Origin of the sequence: Streptomyces sp. NBC_00287, from assembly GCF_036173105.1 — a bacterium.
Classification (GTDB): Bacteria; Actinomycetota; Actinomycetes; order Streptomycetales; family Streptomycetaceae; genus Streptomyces.
Map to the genome: position 1 here is coordinate 7,161,367 of NZ_CP108053.1, position 14,365 is coordinate 7,175,731.

The 14,365-nt window shown below is 70.7% G+C and carries 16 protein-coding genes; 4 read left to right on the plus strand and 12 right to left on the minus strand.

The window, feature by feature from the left end; all coding sequences use genetic code 11:
* Positions 1–55: 55 nt before the first annotated feature.
* The 4 genes from OHT76_RS32560 to OHT76_RS32575 form a co-directional block, all read right to left on the minus strand.
* Positions 56–829 carry a TIGR04222 domain-containing membrane protein gene (locus OHT76_RS32560; protein WP_328874414.1) on the minus strand — a complete coding sequence of 258 codons (774 nt, stop codon included), beginning with the start codon at positions 827–829 and terminating at the stop codon, positions 56–58.
* A gap of 95 nt (positions 830–924) precedes the next feature.
* Positions 925–1,719, minus strand: coding sequence for a DUF4142 domain-containing protein (locus tag OHT76_RS32565; RefSeq protein WP_328874415.1), 795 nt, complete (start codon positions 1,717–1,719; stop codon positions 925–927).
* 82 nt (positions 1,720–1,801) lie between these two features.
* A complete protein-coding gene (locus OHT76_RS32570; RefSeq protein ID WP_328874416.1) occupies positions 1,802–3,085 on the minus strand; it encodes a DUF692 domain-containing protein in 1,284 nt (427 codons plus the stop codon).
* A 99-nt stretch (positions 3,086–3,184) separates the two neighbouring features.
* Positions 3,185–3,868: a peptidyl-tRNA hydrolase gene (locus tag OHT76_RS32575; RefSeq protein ID WP_328874417.1), complete on the minus strand. Its 684-nt coding sequence runs from the start codon at positions 3,866–3,868 to the stop codon at positions 3,185–3,187.
* 138 nt (positions 3,869–4,006) lie between these two features.
* On the opposite strand from OHT76_RS32575, the gene OHT76_RS32580 reads away from it, so the two are divergent.
* Together OHT76_RS32580 and OHT76_RS32585 are read left to right on the plus strand one after the other, a co-directional pair.
* On the plus strand, positions 4,007–4,864 hold the full coding sequence (locus tag OHT76_RS32580) for an ABC transporter ATP-binding protein (RefSeq protein ID WP_328874418.1): 858 nt from the start codon (positions 4,007–4,009) through the stop codon (positions 4,862–4,864).
* Positions 4,861–5,532: an ABC transporter gene (locus OHT76_RS32585; protein ID WP_328874419.1), complete on the plus strand. Its 672-nt coding sequence runs from the start codon at positions 4,861–4,863 to the stop codon at positions 5,530–5,532. Before OHT76_RS32580 ends, OHT76_RS32585 begins: the two co-directional genes overlap by 4 nt.
* On the opposite strand, the gene OHT76_RS32590 is transcribed toward OHT76_RS32585, so the two are convergent.
* From OHT76_RS32590 to zapE, 8 genes are all read right to left on the minus strand, one after another.
* The gene (locus OHT76_RS32590; protein WP_328874420.1) at positions 5,524–5,706 is read right to left on the minus strand and encodes a hypothetical protein; all 183 of its coding nucleotides are present in this window, start codon (positions 5,704–5,706) and stop codon (positions 5,524–5,526) included. The two genes, OHT76_RS32585 and OHT76_RS32590, sit on opposite strands and share 9 nt — an antisense overlap.
* Positions 5,707–5,724: 18 nt before the next feature.
* Positions 5,725–6,567, minus strand: a complete 843-nt coding sequence (locus tag OHT76_RS32595) for a polysaccharide deacetylase family protein (RefSeq protein WP_328874421.1) — start codon at positions 6,565–6,567, stop codon at positions 5,725–5,727.
* A gap of 82 nt (positions 6,568–6,649) precedes the next feature.
* Positions 6,650–8,029: a PhoX family protein gene (locus tag OHT76_RS32600; RefSeq protein WP_328874422.1), complete on the minus strand. Its 1,380-nt coding sequence runs from the start codon at positions 8,027–8,029 to the stop codon at positions 6,650–6,652.
* A 90-nt stretch (positions 8,030–8,119) separates the two neighbouring features.
* Positions 8,120–8,905, minus strand: coding sequence for a slipin family protein (locus OHT76_RS32605; protein WP_328874423.1), 786 nt, complete (start codon positions 8,903–8,905; stop codon positions 8,120–8,122).
* Between the two features lie 114 nt (positions 8,906–9,019).
* The gene (locus OHT76_RS32610; RefSeq protein WP_328874424.1) at positions 9,020–10,477 is read right to left on the minus strand and encodes a SulP family inorganic anion transporter; all 1,458 of its coding nucleotides are present in this window, start codon (positions 10,475–10,477) and stop codon (positions 9,020–9,022) included.
* Between the two features lie 5 nt (positions 10,478–10,482).
* Entirely contained in the window at positions 10,483–11,061 is a 579-nt protein-coding gene (locus tag OHT76_RS32615; RefSeq protein WP_328874425.1) for a carbonic anhydrase, read from the minus strand.
* Positions 11,062–11,139: 78 nt separating this feature from the next.
* Positions 11,140–11,532, minus strand: coding sequence for a hypothetical protein (locus OHT76_RS32620; RefSeq protein WP_328874426.1), 393 nt, complete (start codon positions 11,530–11,532; stop codon positions 11,140–11,142).
* A 154-nt stretch (positions 11,533–11,686) separates the two neighbouring features.
* The gene (gene zapE / locus OHT76_RS32625) at positions 11,687–12,790 is read right to left on the minus strand and encodes a cell division protein ZapE (protein ID WP_328874427.1); all 1,104 of its coding nucleotides are present in this window, start codon (positions 12,788–12,790) and stop codon (positions 11,687–11,689) included.
* 158 nt (positions 12,791–12,948) lie between these two features.
* Here zapE and OHT76_RS32630 point away from each other — a divergent pair, with 158 nt between their 5' ends.
* Together OHT76_RS32630 and OHT76_RS32635 are read left to right on the plus strand one after the other, a co-directional pair.
* Complete coding sequence (locus OHT76_RS32630; RefSeq protein ID WP_328874428.1) at positions 12,949–13,704, plus strand: pyrimidine reductase family protein; 756 nt, start codon at positions 12,949–12,951, stop codon at positions 13,702–13,704.
* Between the two features lie 129 nt (positions 13,705–13,833).
* Complete coding sequence (locus OHT76_RS32635) at positions 13,834–14,307, plus strand: indole-3-glycerol phosphate synthase (RefSeq protein WP_328874429.1); 474 nt, start codon at positions 13,834–13,836, stop codon at positions 14,305–14,307.
* Positions 14,308–14,365 lie beyond the last annotated feature (58 nt).

Sequence of the window (14,365 nt, forward strand, 5' to 3'; positions counted from 1 at the left end):
GCAAGCACCGTCCGCCCGGTGTCGGCGCCAATGCCCCCTGTGCGCCCCCTCCGTGTCAGTCGCGCCAGAGAGGCTCACGCTGCTCGAAGGCCGCCCGCAGATCCGGCTCACCGATCGCGCGGACCCCGCGTACCGCGACCGAGGTGAGGTACGTACGGTCGTCCCCGCCGCCCGTGTGCCGGGCCAGGGTGCCCAGCAGCCGCTGTCCGGCCGGGGAGGCCCAGCGCGAGTACGGGTGGATCTCGACGCGCGCGATGGCCAGACAGCTCAGGGTGAGCGCGAGCGGCAGGCCGAACCAGAGGGCGACCAGATGGCGGGGCATGTCGGCCATGCCCGGCATGAGCAGCGCGGTCGCGCCCAGCGCCAGTACGGCGGCTGCCGCGAGCTGCACCTGGCGGAGTGCGGCCGCTATGCCGGTGCGTGCTCCGTCGGGCACGGCGAGACCGGCCCGGACGAGCCGGTCGGCGAGGCTGCCCACCGCCTCCGCGTCGGCCGCGGCGTCCCGCACCGGCGCGATACGGGACTGACCCTCGGGCCCTATGGCGCCTATGACGGACCGTTCGATGTCGTCCCGGCCGCGCGGGTCGACGACCGTCGCCCAGCCCGTGCGGGCGAGCAGCAGCCGGCGCTGACGGGCCATGGAGACCAGGGTCAGATCGGCGACCCGGCGGGGGCCGCCGGACAGGAACGCGGCCTCGTACAGCGTCAGATCGTGTTCTCGGCCCGCGTTCACATCCACGGCCGCCGCGTGTACGGCGGTCAGGCACAGCCGGGTGCACGCGGTGCCGGCGACGGCCCAGGCCACGAGCAGAAGAAGGACCCAGAACATGGCACCATTCTGCGGCTAAACCGCCGCTGCTCTCGCGGACTTGGTTGCTCGCCGTGGGGGTTCCTCAATTAATGGTTGCGGTTTTGGGTCGTTTGTCAGGACTTACCGGCATTGCTGGGTGGGCGACTGGTGGCGGCCGGCGGGAGGGTGTACGTGGGGGTCGGCACCGGGGACGGGGTGACCGGGATCGCCGGGGAGGGGTCGGTCACCGGGCCGGGCGGCGCCGGGGTGCGGGTGAGCGGGGGAGTGCTGCCGGCGGCCATGTCGCGGGCCAGGGCGTCGAAGTCGACGTACCCGGTGGCCTCCAGGACCTTGATGTGGTCCAGCACCGTGGTGTTGGCGTCCTCGGCGAGTTCGCGCACCAGGGTGTTGCGGGTGCTCGCGCGGACCTGGGCGACCACCGAGAACACCTTGCCGTGCGCCACCCGAAGGATGTTGGCGAACTCCCACTCGTACTCGGCGCCCTGGGTCGAGTTCAGGGTGTCGAGCCACTGTCGCTGCTGCTCGTTCGGTTCGTTGGGCAGGGTGAGCGAGAGCTTCGCGGCTACGTCACGGACCCGTTCGTCCAGGAACATATGCCCCTCGACGAGATGCTCGCCCGCCGTCTTCACGGCCGCCGTGGTGCCCTTCTGCTGGGCCTGCTGACCGGCCGGCAGCTCCCAGAGCCCTGCCAGCCGGACCTTGGTGATGAACTCGCGGTCCAGACCCGACAGCGGGCCGTACTGCGTCGACACGGTCTCGGAGTTGAGCACGTCGAGACCGGTGCCCGACCGGTCGGCGTACGACCAGATCGGGACGATCAGCGCCACGAGGGTCGCCGTCAGGCCCGTGATGATGAGCCCGGTACCGCTGAGAATGCCCCGGCCGGGGACAGGGGATCGCGGTCGCATGGTGCCTCCAGTTGCGGCACCGCACGTCAGTGCGCTTCGAGGGGTGGGATGGGCATATTAACTATTAATCAGGGCCCCTCGTTCACCGGCGGGTCAAAGTCCGCCGTATCCGCGCCAGACGCGAGTGCGAGCGCGGGGCCGGGCCCGAGCGCTCCAGCCGCCACTGGCTCAGCCGCCTCCTTGCGAGCGGGTCCAACTTGCTGGGAACGTCCAGCAGTTGACCCGCGAAGTCGAGCGCGTCATGCCGGTAGCCGCTGGTCATGGGGTTGCGCTGGGCGTAGGCGAGGAAAGTGGGACGGTACCGCGGGCCGAGGATCACGGGCAGTTCGGGCGCGACCTTCGCCACGACATCCGCCCGCTTCCCGGCGAGCGCCCGTGCCTGTACGCCGAGACGCGTCCGGTCGAATCCCTCCGGTACGGGCGTGCCGGCGACGAGCGCGGAGAGCAGCGCGGTCTGGGCGAGGGCGAGGCGTTCGCGGGCGGAGGCGGAGGCCGGCTCCGGCGTGGTGGCCGGTGCGGTGCCGCCTGGCGTCGGCTCCTGGCCGCTCTTCTCGACGGCCGCCCGGATCTCGGCCAACTCCCGCTCCAGCTCGGCCGGTTCGGGGAAGTTCTCGTCGCGTTCCAGCAGGACTCCGGGCGGTGCGACCCGGGCGGCGAGGTCGGTGAGGATGTCGAGGACCGGCCGCGGGACCGGGTGGGCGTGGCTGTCGTGCCAGACGCCGTCCCGCTCGAAGCCGCCCGCGACATGGACGTACGCGATGGCCTCCAGGGGAAGTTCGGCGAGCGCCTCGGCCGGGTCCTCGCCCCGGTTGACGTGGTTGGTGTGCAGGTTGGCGACATCGATGAGCAGCCGCACTCCGGTGCGGTCGGCCAGCTCGTACAGGAACTGTCCCTCGGTCATCTCCTCGCCGGGCCAGGAGATCAGCGCGGCGATGTTCTCGACGGCGAGCGGCACGGGGAGCGCGTCCTGGGCGATACGGATGTTCTCGCACAGCACGTCGAGCGCGTCCCGGGTGCGCGGGACGGGCAGCAGATGGCCCGCCTCCAGACGCGGCGACGCGGTGAGCGGGCCGCCCGCCCGCACGAACGCGATGTGCTCGGTGACCAGCGGCGAGCCCAGCGCCTCGGCCCGCTCGGCAAGAGCGGTCAGCCGTCCCTCGTCGGGCCGGTCGGCGCCGCCGAGCCCGAGCGAGACACCGTGCGGGACGACGGTGATGCCGCGCTCGCGCAGCCGCAGCAGCGAGTCGGGAAAATGCCCCGGACAGACATTCTCGGCGACGACCTCGACCCAGTCGATGCCCGGCATCCGCTCCACGGCCTCCGCGATCTCCGGCCGCCACCCGATCCCCGTACCCAGTCGCTCCATCGTCGTCCCCCTCCTTCACGTGCGTGGAGGGGGTATGGCCCCGGGGAGGGGAGGTGAATCCCTTCGGCCGGGCCTTCAGAGCAACATTTGAGGTTGGGGCTAGCGCAGGGCGGGGTGGTCGGCCACGACCGTGCAGGAGCCGGGGGCGATCTCGGTGAAGCCCGCGTCCCGTACGACGGGAAGGCCGCTGGTCGTGAGCTCCTCCCAGCGCGCGGGGTCGGCCGTCCGCACGGCGAGCTGGAAGCCGGCCTCGCGCCAGGCGGTGCGCTCCTCGTCGGAGAGCGCCCACCAGGCGAGCTGGGCACCGTGCCCGGCCTGGGCCATTGCCTTGCCGGCCGACATGTCGAGGTCGGGGTTGAGCCACAGCACGGGCGCCGCCGGATCCGCCCCCATCGGCGGCTCCGGGTCGTCGAGGTCGGTGCCGGAGACCTGGAGCTTGGCGAGTTCCTTGGGCCAGCCGTCGAGGGGGACGGGCGGAAACACGCGTACCTCGGCGGCCTTACCGGTCACGGTGATCCCCGGCAGCGCCTCGGCCCGCCGCCACTCGGCGCCCCGAGCCCGCCGTACGACCTTACGAATCCGCGCATCCTGCCAGTCCCGCACAGCCGCGGCCCACTCCCCGTCCCCGACGGCCCGCGAGTCGCCGAGCAACACCAGCACGGCACGGGCCGCGGTCTCCAGAGCGTCGGTACGGGCGGGCGGAGCGCCGCGCTCGATCCGGACGACGAGCGGCAGGACGAACTGGGGGGCAAGATCACGGGCGGGGGTGGGTTCATGGCTCACGCTTCCAAGTCTGCCAGTCAGAAGATCGGTCCTGGTCCGACCCAGTAGGGGCGCGGGGCTGTATCGATTTGCGGCTCCGCCGCGTGGGCGCGATCAACCCCCACCGCCCCGCAGCCGCGATACGACAGGATGACCCCCATGCAACGCGATCTTCGTCTGGACAACGTAGGCCGCCGCTACGGCCTACGCGGCCCGTGGGTGTTACGAGGCGTCCACCTCACCGTGACCCCCGGAAATCTCATCCGCGTCGAAGGACCGAACGGCACCGGAAAGTCCACCCTCCTACGCCTGCTCGCCGGCATCGACGCCCCGACAGAGGGTCGCATCACAGGTCGCCCAAGAACCGCCTACGTCCCCGAACGCTTCCCCACAGCCCTCCCCTTCACGGCCCTCGGCTACCTCACCCACCTCGGCACCGTCCACGGCCTCTCCCGTACATCGGCCAAGCGCGCCGCAGGCGACTGGCTGGAGCGATTCGGCGCCACCGCCTACGCCCGTACCCCCATGGCTCAGCTCTCCAAGGGCAGCAGCCAGAAGGTCGCCGTGGCCCAGGCCCTGCTCGCCGACCCGGAACTCCTCGTTCTCGACGAGGCCTGGACCGGCCTGGACGAGGACGCCCGCGCCGAACTGGAGCGTGCGGTGGCCGAACGCACCGCCGTCGGCGCCTCCGTGGTCTTCGTCGACCACGACCCGCGCCGACTGGCCGGGGTCCCGGACGTGATCTGCACGGTCCGGGACGGCGGCATCAACCGCCGTACGGAACAACCGACGTCGCAGGCCACAGGAGCCCAGACCGTCGTAGTCGCTCAGGGCCCAAGAGGCGGGGCACTGCCCACCGAGACGGCCGGACTTCCCCTCACGTCCCTCGAAGAGACAACCGCGGGCACGTACCGCATCACCGTCCCCGCGTCCCACTCCGACGTCCTGCTCCGCGCGCTGCTGACGTCCCGCCCGCCCTGGCACGTGGTGGCCGTGGGCCGTGAGGAGACCTCATGACGGCACTGTTCCGCTACCAGACCGCCCTGCTCATCAGCTCCCAGCGCTGGCTGCCGCCGTTCATCCTGTACGCCGTGTTCCTGGCCGTGGGTGTCCAGAGCGGCCAGCCGATACTCGACTCGCTCGGCTACGCGGCCGCAGCCCTGCTCCCGGTCGCCGCCTGGCTGGTACGGATCTGCGTCACCAACGAGCCCGCCGCGGCCCGGAGTTGCGTATCCGCGGCCGTAGGACCGGGACGAGCGCACATGGCACCCCTGCTGGTGGCGCTGACGGCTGCGGCGACCCTGGGCGCGCTGGCGACCGTCGTAGTGACGCTCATCAGCGACCCCACCACCGCGGACCACCAAACCACCGTGCCCCGCCTCCCGGCCGCCGCATCCGGGCTGCTCGCCGCGCTGGTCTGCGCTCTGCTCGGCACGGCCGTGGGCGCGCTGACGACCTGGCCGCTGCTGCGCTCGACCGGCCGTGCGGTTCCGGCGATGTTGCTGACGGCGCTGCTGTCCGTGGTGGTGACCGGTTCCCCGGCGCAGGCGGCGGTCAGCGGACTGGTCACCGGCTCCCGCTCGGGCACGGTCCCGCTGCCCTTGCTGCCACTGACCGGGGCGGCCCTGTTCACGGCCGTGGCCACCGCCCTGGCCTGCGCGCTCAGCTCCCGCAGATCACCCTGAACAGGCGGTCCGCTCGGCCTCGCGCCACTCGCACACCGGGCACAGCGTGAGGCCCTTGTACGACTCCGGGTACTCCGTCTGCTCCCGGCACAGCACACACTCCGCGTACGGCGGCCCCTCCGCCTTGGGCGGCTTGGTCGCATCGGCGATCGTGCAGTAATCGGCGTCGCTCATGTCTCCAGCGTAGAACGCTCACCGCCGGTCACGGGCGGCCCCGATCAGCTCGGACACCTTCACGAACCGGAAGCCCTGGCGCCGCAGCTCGGGCACGATCGTGCGGACGGCCTGTTCAGTGGTGGGGGCGGCGCTGCGGGTGCAGTGCATGACGACGACCGAGCCCGGCCGCACCCCGTCCAGCACCTGCCGGGCCACGGCATCGGCATCGGTGGCGAAGGCGTCTCCGCTCACCACGTCCCACTGCACGGCGGTCACTCCCGCCGGGGTCAACGCCTTCAGCGCACGCCGGTCGTAACAGCCACCGGGAAAGCGGAAGTACGGCATCGCATCCGGCACGCCCGCCTTCCGGAAGGCCGCGTACGCCCGCTCCACGTCCGCCCGCATCCGGTCCCCGGAGACGGTCGGCAGCCCGTAGCAGTCCTCGGTGAAGGCGTAGTGGCTGTAGGAGTGATTGGCCACCTCGAACAACGGATCCCGCCCGATGCCCCGAGCCTGCGCGGGATACTCCTCGGCCCACCGCCCGGTCATGAACACGGTCGCGGGCACATCCAGCTCCCGCAGCGCGGCGATGAGCCCCGGATTGTCGAACCGCTCACCTGCCGCCGCCCTCGGCCCCTGATCGGCGGTCATATCGGCGTCGAAGGTGAGCGCGACGGTTTTCTCCACGCTCCGAGACCCGTTCTTGAACACGGGCGTGACCCCGGCGGGCCCCGGCGCGAGCGTCGGAGGCTTCGACGGGGCCACGGAGGTCGCGGAAGGCGCCGGACGAGCGGGGCGGGGGGCCTGGGGGGCGCCGCAGGCGGCGAGTGCGGCGCCCAGGACACAGATGGCGGTGATGCTGCGTACATGAGTGATCACCGTATGAGAATTACGGCGATATGCCCTTTATCCGATCGCGGGTGCCGCCGACACGGTGAGGTGTCACCCGGTCAGAGGCCGGTCAGCGGCGCCAGGGCCCCGTCACCGCGAACGTAGTGCCCGGGGTGTAGCAGTTGACGTACATCGTCTCGCCGTCGGGGGAGAAGGTGACGCCGGCGAACTCGCCCCACTCCGGTTCCTCGGGGGTGCCGATGTTCTGGGCGTTGCGGGCCATCGTGTAGACCTCGCCTTGGCGGGTGACGCCGTAGACGTGCTGGGCGCCGTTGCCGTCCTCGCAGACCATGAGGCCGCCGGAGGGGGCCAGGCAGATGTTGTCGGGGGATTCGCCGGGGAGCTGGACGTCCGTGTCGGGGCCGAAGAAGATCACCAGGGTGAGGCGGCGGTGCTCCGGGTCGTAGCGCCAGATCTGGCCGTAGTGGTCGGCTGCCGAGCCCTCGGCGCTGCGGGCGAAGGACGAGACGAAGTAGACCGAGCGGCCGCCCCAGTAGCAGCCCTCCAGCTTCTGGGCGTGGGTGATGCCGCGGGGGCCGAAGTCCTGGAGGCGGATGGGGGTTTCGGTGGCCAGGGGGTCCGGTACGTCCACCCACTCGATGTGCTCGAAGGTCGCTCCCGGTTCCTGGATCGAGGACAGGTCCGGTACGTCCGGCACGCGCATCGCCTGAAGGCGGCCGCCCGCGCGCAGGGAACCTCCGCCGCGCAACGGCTCGTTGGGGAGGAAGCGGTAGAACAGGCCGAAGGGTTTCTGGAAGGCGTCCTCGGTCTCGTAGACGATGCCTCGCCTCGGGTCCACCGCCACCGCCTCGTGCTGGAAGCGGCCCATTGCCGTCAGGGGTACCGCGCCGCTGCGGTGCGGGTTCGCCGGGTTCACCTCGAAGATGAAGCCGTGGTCCTTCGTGTAGCCGTTGGTGCCTGCCTTGTCCTCGGTCTCCTCGCAGGTCAGCCAGGTGCCCCAAGGTGTGGGCCCGCCCGCGCAGTTGACCGCCGTACCGGCGATCGCGACCCATTCGGCCAGGACCTTGCCGTGGGCGTCCAGGGTCAGCGTCGTGCAGCCGCCCTTGCCCTCGGGGTCGTACGTCAGGCCCTTGACCGTCGGGACGGGGAGCTTCGCGGTGTTGCGGTTCTCGTGGTTGCGGACCAGGTGGACTCTGCCGTGGCGGCCCGGGAGGGCGGTCATGCCGTCGTGATTGGAGGGGACCTTGCCTTCTCCCGAGCGCAGGGGGTCACCCTCGCGGGACAGGACCCGATAGCGGAAACCTTCCGGCAGGTCGAGGAGGCCGTTCGGGTCGGGGACGAGGGGGCCGTAGCCCGTGTGGCCCAGGTTCTGCGCGGCGGCGGTGCCCGCGAAGAGTTCGCTCAGGTTTCCGGCGAAGGCGATCGAGACGCCCAAGGCGCTGGTGCGGGCAAGCATCTGACGGCGGCTCTGGAAGCCGTATTCGGGCATGGAGGAACCTTCCTGCTGGCGGACAGGACTGTGTCGACGCCGTGTCTACCATCTGGATCCGGCCAGGTGAACCACGCGCGTAGAACGTGTTCACTTTCCGTCGGAGCGGTCCGGCTGCGGCTGGGCCCTCTCCAGGAACCGCAACAGCTCCACGGGGAACGGCAGCACCAGCGTCGAGTTCTTCTCGGCCGCGACCGCCACCACCGTCTGGAGCAGACGCAACTGGAGCGCGGACGGGGTGTCCTCCATCTGCTGTGCCGCCTCCGCGAGCTTCTTCGACGCCTGGAGTTCCGCGTCGGCGTTGATGATCCGGGCCCGCCGCTCCCGGTCGGCCTCCGCCTGGCGGGCCATGGAGCGCTTCATCGACTCCGGCAGGGAGACGTCCTTGATCTCGACGCGATCGATCTGCACACCCCAGCCGACGGCCGGACTGTCGATCATCAGCTCCAGGCCCTGGTTGAGCTTCTCCCGGTTGGACAGCAGATCGTCGAGGTCGCTCTTGCCGATGATCGACCGCAGCGAGGTCTGCGCCATCTGCGAGACCGCGAACCGGTAGTCCTCGACATTGACGATCGCCGCGGACGCGTCCACGACCTTGAAGTACACGACCGCGTCGACGCGCACCGTGACGTTGTCCCGGGTGATGCCCTCCTGGGCCGGCACCGGCATCGTCACGATCTGCATATTGACGTGGCGCAGCCGGTCCACGCCCGGCACGACCAGGGCGAGACCCGGCTGGCGCACGGCGCCCCGCAGCCGCCCCAGCCGGAAGACGACCCCACGCTCGTACTGCTTGACGATCCGCGCCGCGGAGGCGAGATAGATCAGCCCGGCGGCCCCGACGGCAGCGCCCGCGGCCAGCAGCTCCTCGACCATGACGACCTCCCTGTCAGAGGTCCGGTGTATTCGCTTATTAGACGATATGCCCAGGTTCTCGGTAGGGGTATGCCTCGGTCCGGGGTCAGGGTCGGCCCCGGACCGAGGCGGGCGTCACGGACTGGTGACCCGCACCGGTTCGGTACCGGCCGCGCTGTGCCGCTCGGCCCAGCTCTCCAGTGCCGTACGGCAGGCGTGGTCCAGGTGGTGCAGGCCCGACAGGTCCAGCTCCACCGGCCGGTCCTGGGGCAGCGCCTCCAGGCTGTCGAGGATCTTCGGCAGCCTCAGGAAGGTGGCATTGCCCGACAGATACGCCTGGACCGGCCCCGCGCCCTTGTCTATGACCTCCAGCTTCAGGTGCGAGGCCTCCCAGGCCGTCTTGGCGACGGCCAGCGCGAGACCGATGAGGACGCCCTCGAACATGCTGACCGCGACGATCGACACGGCTGTGACCATGAGGATCAGCGCCTCCCCGCGGTGCTCGCGCCACAGCGAGCGGACCGCCGTCACGGGGATCAGCTTGGCTCCGGCGTGCACCAGGATGCCCGCCAGCGCCGGGATCGGGATGTAGGCCAGCGCGGCCGGCAGCAGCGCCGCGAACAGCAGCAGCCATACGCCGTGCAGCACCCTGGACGCCTTGGTCCGCGCACCGGCCTGGACATTGGCCGCGCTGCGCACGATCACCGCGGTCATCGGCAGCGCGCCCAGCGCCCCGCACACGGTGTTGCCCGCGCCCTGGGCGATCAGCTCCTTGTCGTACTCGGTGCGCGGACCGTCGTGCAGCCGGTCCACCGCTGCCGCGCTGAACAGCGACTCCGCGGACGCGATCAGCGTGAAGGCGATGATCGTGGCGAGCAGTCCTACGTCGGCCAGCTCGCCGAAGGAGCTCAGCGAGGGCGGCTGGATCGAGCCCAGCAGACCCTGCACCTCGACGGTGGCCACGGGCAGCGAGAACGCCACCGCGACCAGCGTCGCGAGGCCGACCGCGGCCAGCGGCCCCGGCACCGTGCGCAGCGCGCCCGGCATCCGCTTCCACAGCACCAGGACGGCGACGGTGCCCGCGCCGAGCCCCAGTGAGGCCAGTGCCCCGGTGTCGCCGAAGGCGTCGGCGAGCGCGCCGGGCAGCCCGGCTATCTTCGCCAGGCCCGAGGCGGGAGCCTCGGCGTCGGCCATGGCGTACAGCTGTCCGGCGATGAGCACGAGGCCGATGCCGGCCAGCATGCCCTCGACGACCGAGACCGAGATGGCCCGGAACCAGCGCCCGAGCTTCAGTGCGCCCATGAGGAGCTGGAGCACGCCCGTGGCCAGCACGATCACACCGAGCGCGGGCAGCCCGAACTCCTGGACGGCCTCGAAGACCAGCACGGTCAGACCCGCCGCGGGGCCGGACACCTGGAGACTGCTGCCCCGCATCAGACCGGTGACGAGGCCGCCCACGATGCCGGTGACCAGGCCCAGTTCGGCCGGAACACCGGAGGCGACGGCCACGCCCACACACAGCGGCAGCGCGACCAGGAAGACGACCAGAGAAGCGGCGAAGTCCTGCCGCAGGTGAGGGTATTTGGTCATCATCGTGCTCACAGCGCCTCGAACGTGTCGGTGTCCGCACGGTGTTCCTGCACGGCGCCGGTGTGGACCTCGTAGTACCAGCCGTGCAAGGTCAGTTGACGTTCCTTCAGCTTCTTCTCGATGAACGGGTACGAGCGCAGCCGCAGCAGCTGCGTCAGGACATGACCGCGCACACCCTCGGCGACGGCCGGGTCCTCGGCCGCTCCGGTCGGGCGCGGGGTGGCGTGTGCCAGCCAGTCGCGCACGGCGGGTACGGCGTCCAGGTCGTCGCCGCGCACCAGCGCGCCGACCGCACCGCAGTGGGAGTGGCCGCAGACCACGATGTCGCTGACGCCGAGCACTTCCACGGCGTACTCGATGGTGGCCGCCTCGCTGGTGGGGTGCTCGGAGGCGTACGGCGGGACGATGTTGCCCGCGGTGCGCAGCTCGAAGAGCTCGCCGGGGCGGGCGCCCGTGATCAGGGCCGGAACGACTCGGGAGTCGGAGCAGGTGATGAACAGCACCTGCGGGGACTGGCCTTCGGCGAGCTTGGCGAACTCCTCAGGGCGCTGTCCGAACGTACGGGCGTTGTCGATGAGGGGCTGCATATGTGGTGATCCTCCTGGCGCGCCGCTATGGCGCGTCGGACGGGCAGGACAAAGCAGAGTGGGGGGCTGCTCCGCTTCTCAGCAGCGGAAGACCTGGAGCGCGGCCGGGGTGTGGGCCGTCGAGGGTCTCGATGTGCGGTGGTGCGCGGCGCCGGGCGGTTCGTGTTCGGCCGCGGGGTCCAGCGCCATCAGGGGGCGCTCGGGCGCCTGCGGTCCCGAGTCGAGGGTGCCGACCCGGTCGCGGGTGCGCAGCGGCCCGGTCGGGCCGTTCGCCGGGGCGCAGTGGCCGGGCGTGAGTGACTCCTCGCGCAGCGCCTTGGAAAGCAGTGCGATTCCGGGCTTGGCTTTGGCCTCTGCGTGACCGGCTGTGTGCGCTTTCGCGAAGGAGGCGGTGGGAGCGAAGAACTGGAGGGCGAGCAGGACGGCGGCGAGGGCCGTTACGGCGGTGCGGGCCGTCGTACGTCGGAACATTCGCCCCCCTCCCCGCAGTTCACGCCTCTTGTACAGACCAACGGTTGGTCAACGGCTGGTCAAGAAACACGTTAACCCTGCAAAGTTGTTTGCAGGGTTAACTTAACGTTTCGGGCTGAAGAGAGCCTGAAATGTGAGGCTGGGTTGGCGTGAACTAGCCGGTTTGAACGAGGCTCTTGGCGTCCCGGGCCAGCGCTGTGAGCCGGGAGATCGCGCGGAAGTACTTCTTGCGGTAACCGCCCTTCAGCATCTCCTCGCTGAACAGCTGGTCGAACGGCAACCCCGAGGCCAGCACCGGCACTTCACGGTCGTAGAGCCGGTCCGCGAGCACCACGAGCCTGAGCGCCGTCGACTGGTCCGGAACCGGCCCCACATCGGTCAGGCAGACCGCGGTCACCCCGTCGGTCAGCGCGCCGTACCGGCTGGGGTGCACCTTGGCCAGGTGCTCCAGCAGATGCGGGAAGTCGTCGAGCGAGGCGCCCTCGGTGGCGTACGCCGCCTTCGTCACCTGCTCGTCGCCGAACGGCGCCGGCGCCTCGGGCAGACCGCGGTGGCGGTAGTCCTCGCCGTCGATGCGCAGCGGGCGGAAGTGTGCCGACAGGCCCTGGATCTCCCGCAGGAAGTCGGCCGCCGCGAAGCGGCCCTCGCCGAGCTTGCCGGGGAGGGTGTTGGAGGTGGCGGCGAGGGCGACACCGGCGTCGACGAGCTTGCCGAGCAGGGTGGAGACGAGGACGGTGTCGCCGGGGTCGTCCAGCTCGAACTCGTCGATGCACAGGAGTCGGTGGCCGGAGACTGTCTTCACCGTCTGCTGGAAGCCCAGGGCGCCGACCAGGTTGGTCAGCTCCACGAAGGTGCCGAACGCCTTGAGGGACGGCTCCGCGGGGGTGGCGTGCCAGAGGGAGGCGAGGAGGTGGGTCTTGCCGACGCCGTAGCCGCCGTCCAGGTAGACGCCCCTGGGGCCTGCGGGGGTCTTGGGGGCCTTGGGTTTGCCGAAGCCGAAGAAGCCGCGTTTGCCGCTGCCGGTCGCGTGCGCTCCGCCGAGGCCGGCCGCGAAGGATTCCAGGACCTGGACCGCCTCCGTCTGGCTCGGCTGGTTCGGGTCCGGGATGTAGGTGCTGAAGCGGACCGAGTCGAAGCGGGGCGGGGGGACCATCTCGGCCACGAGGTGCTCCGCTGGGACGTGCGGTTCTCGTGTGCTGAGGGCGATCGGTGCGGCTTGGGCTATGGGGGGTTCGCCGGCCGTGGTGGAGGAGGACACGTTTATCGATTTTAGGGGGTGGATTTGGGTTCGAGAGCGGGTGCGGGCCCGGTGGGGCCGGCCGCGCCCATGCGGCGGAGCCGCAAATCGATACAGCCCCGCGCCCCTGTAGAGGTCGGACGCGGTGCCGTGCGTTGTCACGTGGAACACTTCCCGACATGCGACGCCTGTTCCCCCCGTCCGATCAGACGGACGACCGTGAGTGGACTCTCGACGAGCTGGCCGAGGTCTATGCGTATCCCGACTCCGGCGGGCCCTGGCTGCGGGCCAACATGGTGTCCACGCTTGATGGGGCCGCCCAGCACGACGGTCGGTCGCAGCCGATCTCCAGCGCCACCGATATGCGGATCTTCGGCACCTTGCGGGCGCTGGCGGATGTCGTGGTCGTCGGTGCGGAAACGGTACGGCAGGAGGGGTACCGGCCGGCACGCGCGCGTGCGGAGTTCGCGGCTCGGCGGGAGGCGGCCGGACAGGCGCCCGCGCCCGCCGTCGCGGTCGTCAGCGCCAGCCTTGGCCTGGACTTCTCCCTGCCGCTCTTCACCTCGCCGCTGGTGCCGACCGTCGTCCTGACCGGCGCCGCCGCGGCCCCGGACCGGGTCGCCGCCGCGGAGAAGGCGGGCGCTCGGGTCGTATTCGCCGGTGACGGTGTCGGTGTCGAGCCGGATCGTCTCGTACGGGGTCTCGCCGAGCTCGGGTACCGACGGCTGCTGACCGAGGGCGGGCCCCGCCTGCTCGGGCAGATGGTGGCCGCGGGCGTACTCGACGAGATCTGTCTGACCGTGTCCCCGATGCTCACCGCGGGGGGCGCGCAGCGGATCGCCGGAGGGCCCACAGTGGAGGTGCCTAGGCGATTCGCACTGGTGTCCATGCTGGAGGAGGGAGGCTTTCTCTTCACCCGGTACGGGCGGGTCTGACGAAAACGGCGGAATCGGTCGTTCCGTTTAGCTTCCGGCGGGCACACTAAAACTCGCAGTCCCCGTGCGATCACGGGGCAGGATGGTTTCCGCAGGGCCTCGCAGGGCCTGCAGGAGAAGGGGCGCCTGGTGTTCAGAAGCGTATTGATGATCGAGAAGGCTCTGACGTCCGCAGACGTGGAGTTCGTCACCACGTTGCACGGGGACGAGCCGGTCTCCTTCCATGTCCTGCTCCAGCCGCGCGGCGACCAGGCGGATCGCCTGCTGCGGGCCATCGACGACGTCGCGCTCGGGGAGCTGGACGAGGCGGCGCGGGAGCGGGAGACGCCGGAGGGCGAGGAGGCGAAGGGGTTCGGGGAGCGGGCGCTCGCCGTGTCGCTGCAGGCGTTGCGGGCCTCCGGGAACGAGGCGGAGGGGCGGTTGATCGAGGATCATCCGCTGGATGTGCTTCGGTCACTGGTCGAGGAGGTCGGGGCGGATGAGGTCATCGTGCTGACCGATCCGCATTACGTGGAGGAGTTCTTCCATCGGGACTGGGCTTCTCGGGCTCGCCACAAGGTTGGGGTGCCGGTGTTGAAGCTGTTCTCGCACAGTAAGGCGTAGTTCTTCGAGGGTCACCGCACCCCATAGGCTGGGGGGACCTTCGTCGTCGTACCGGATC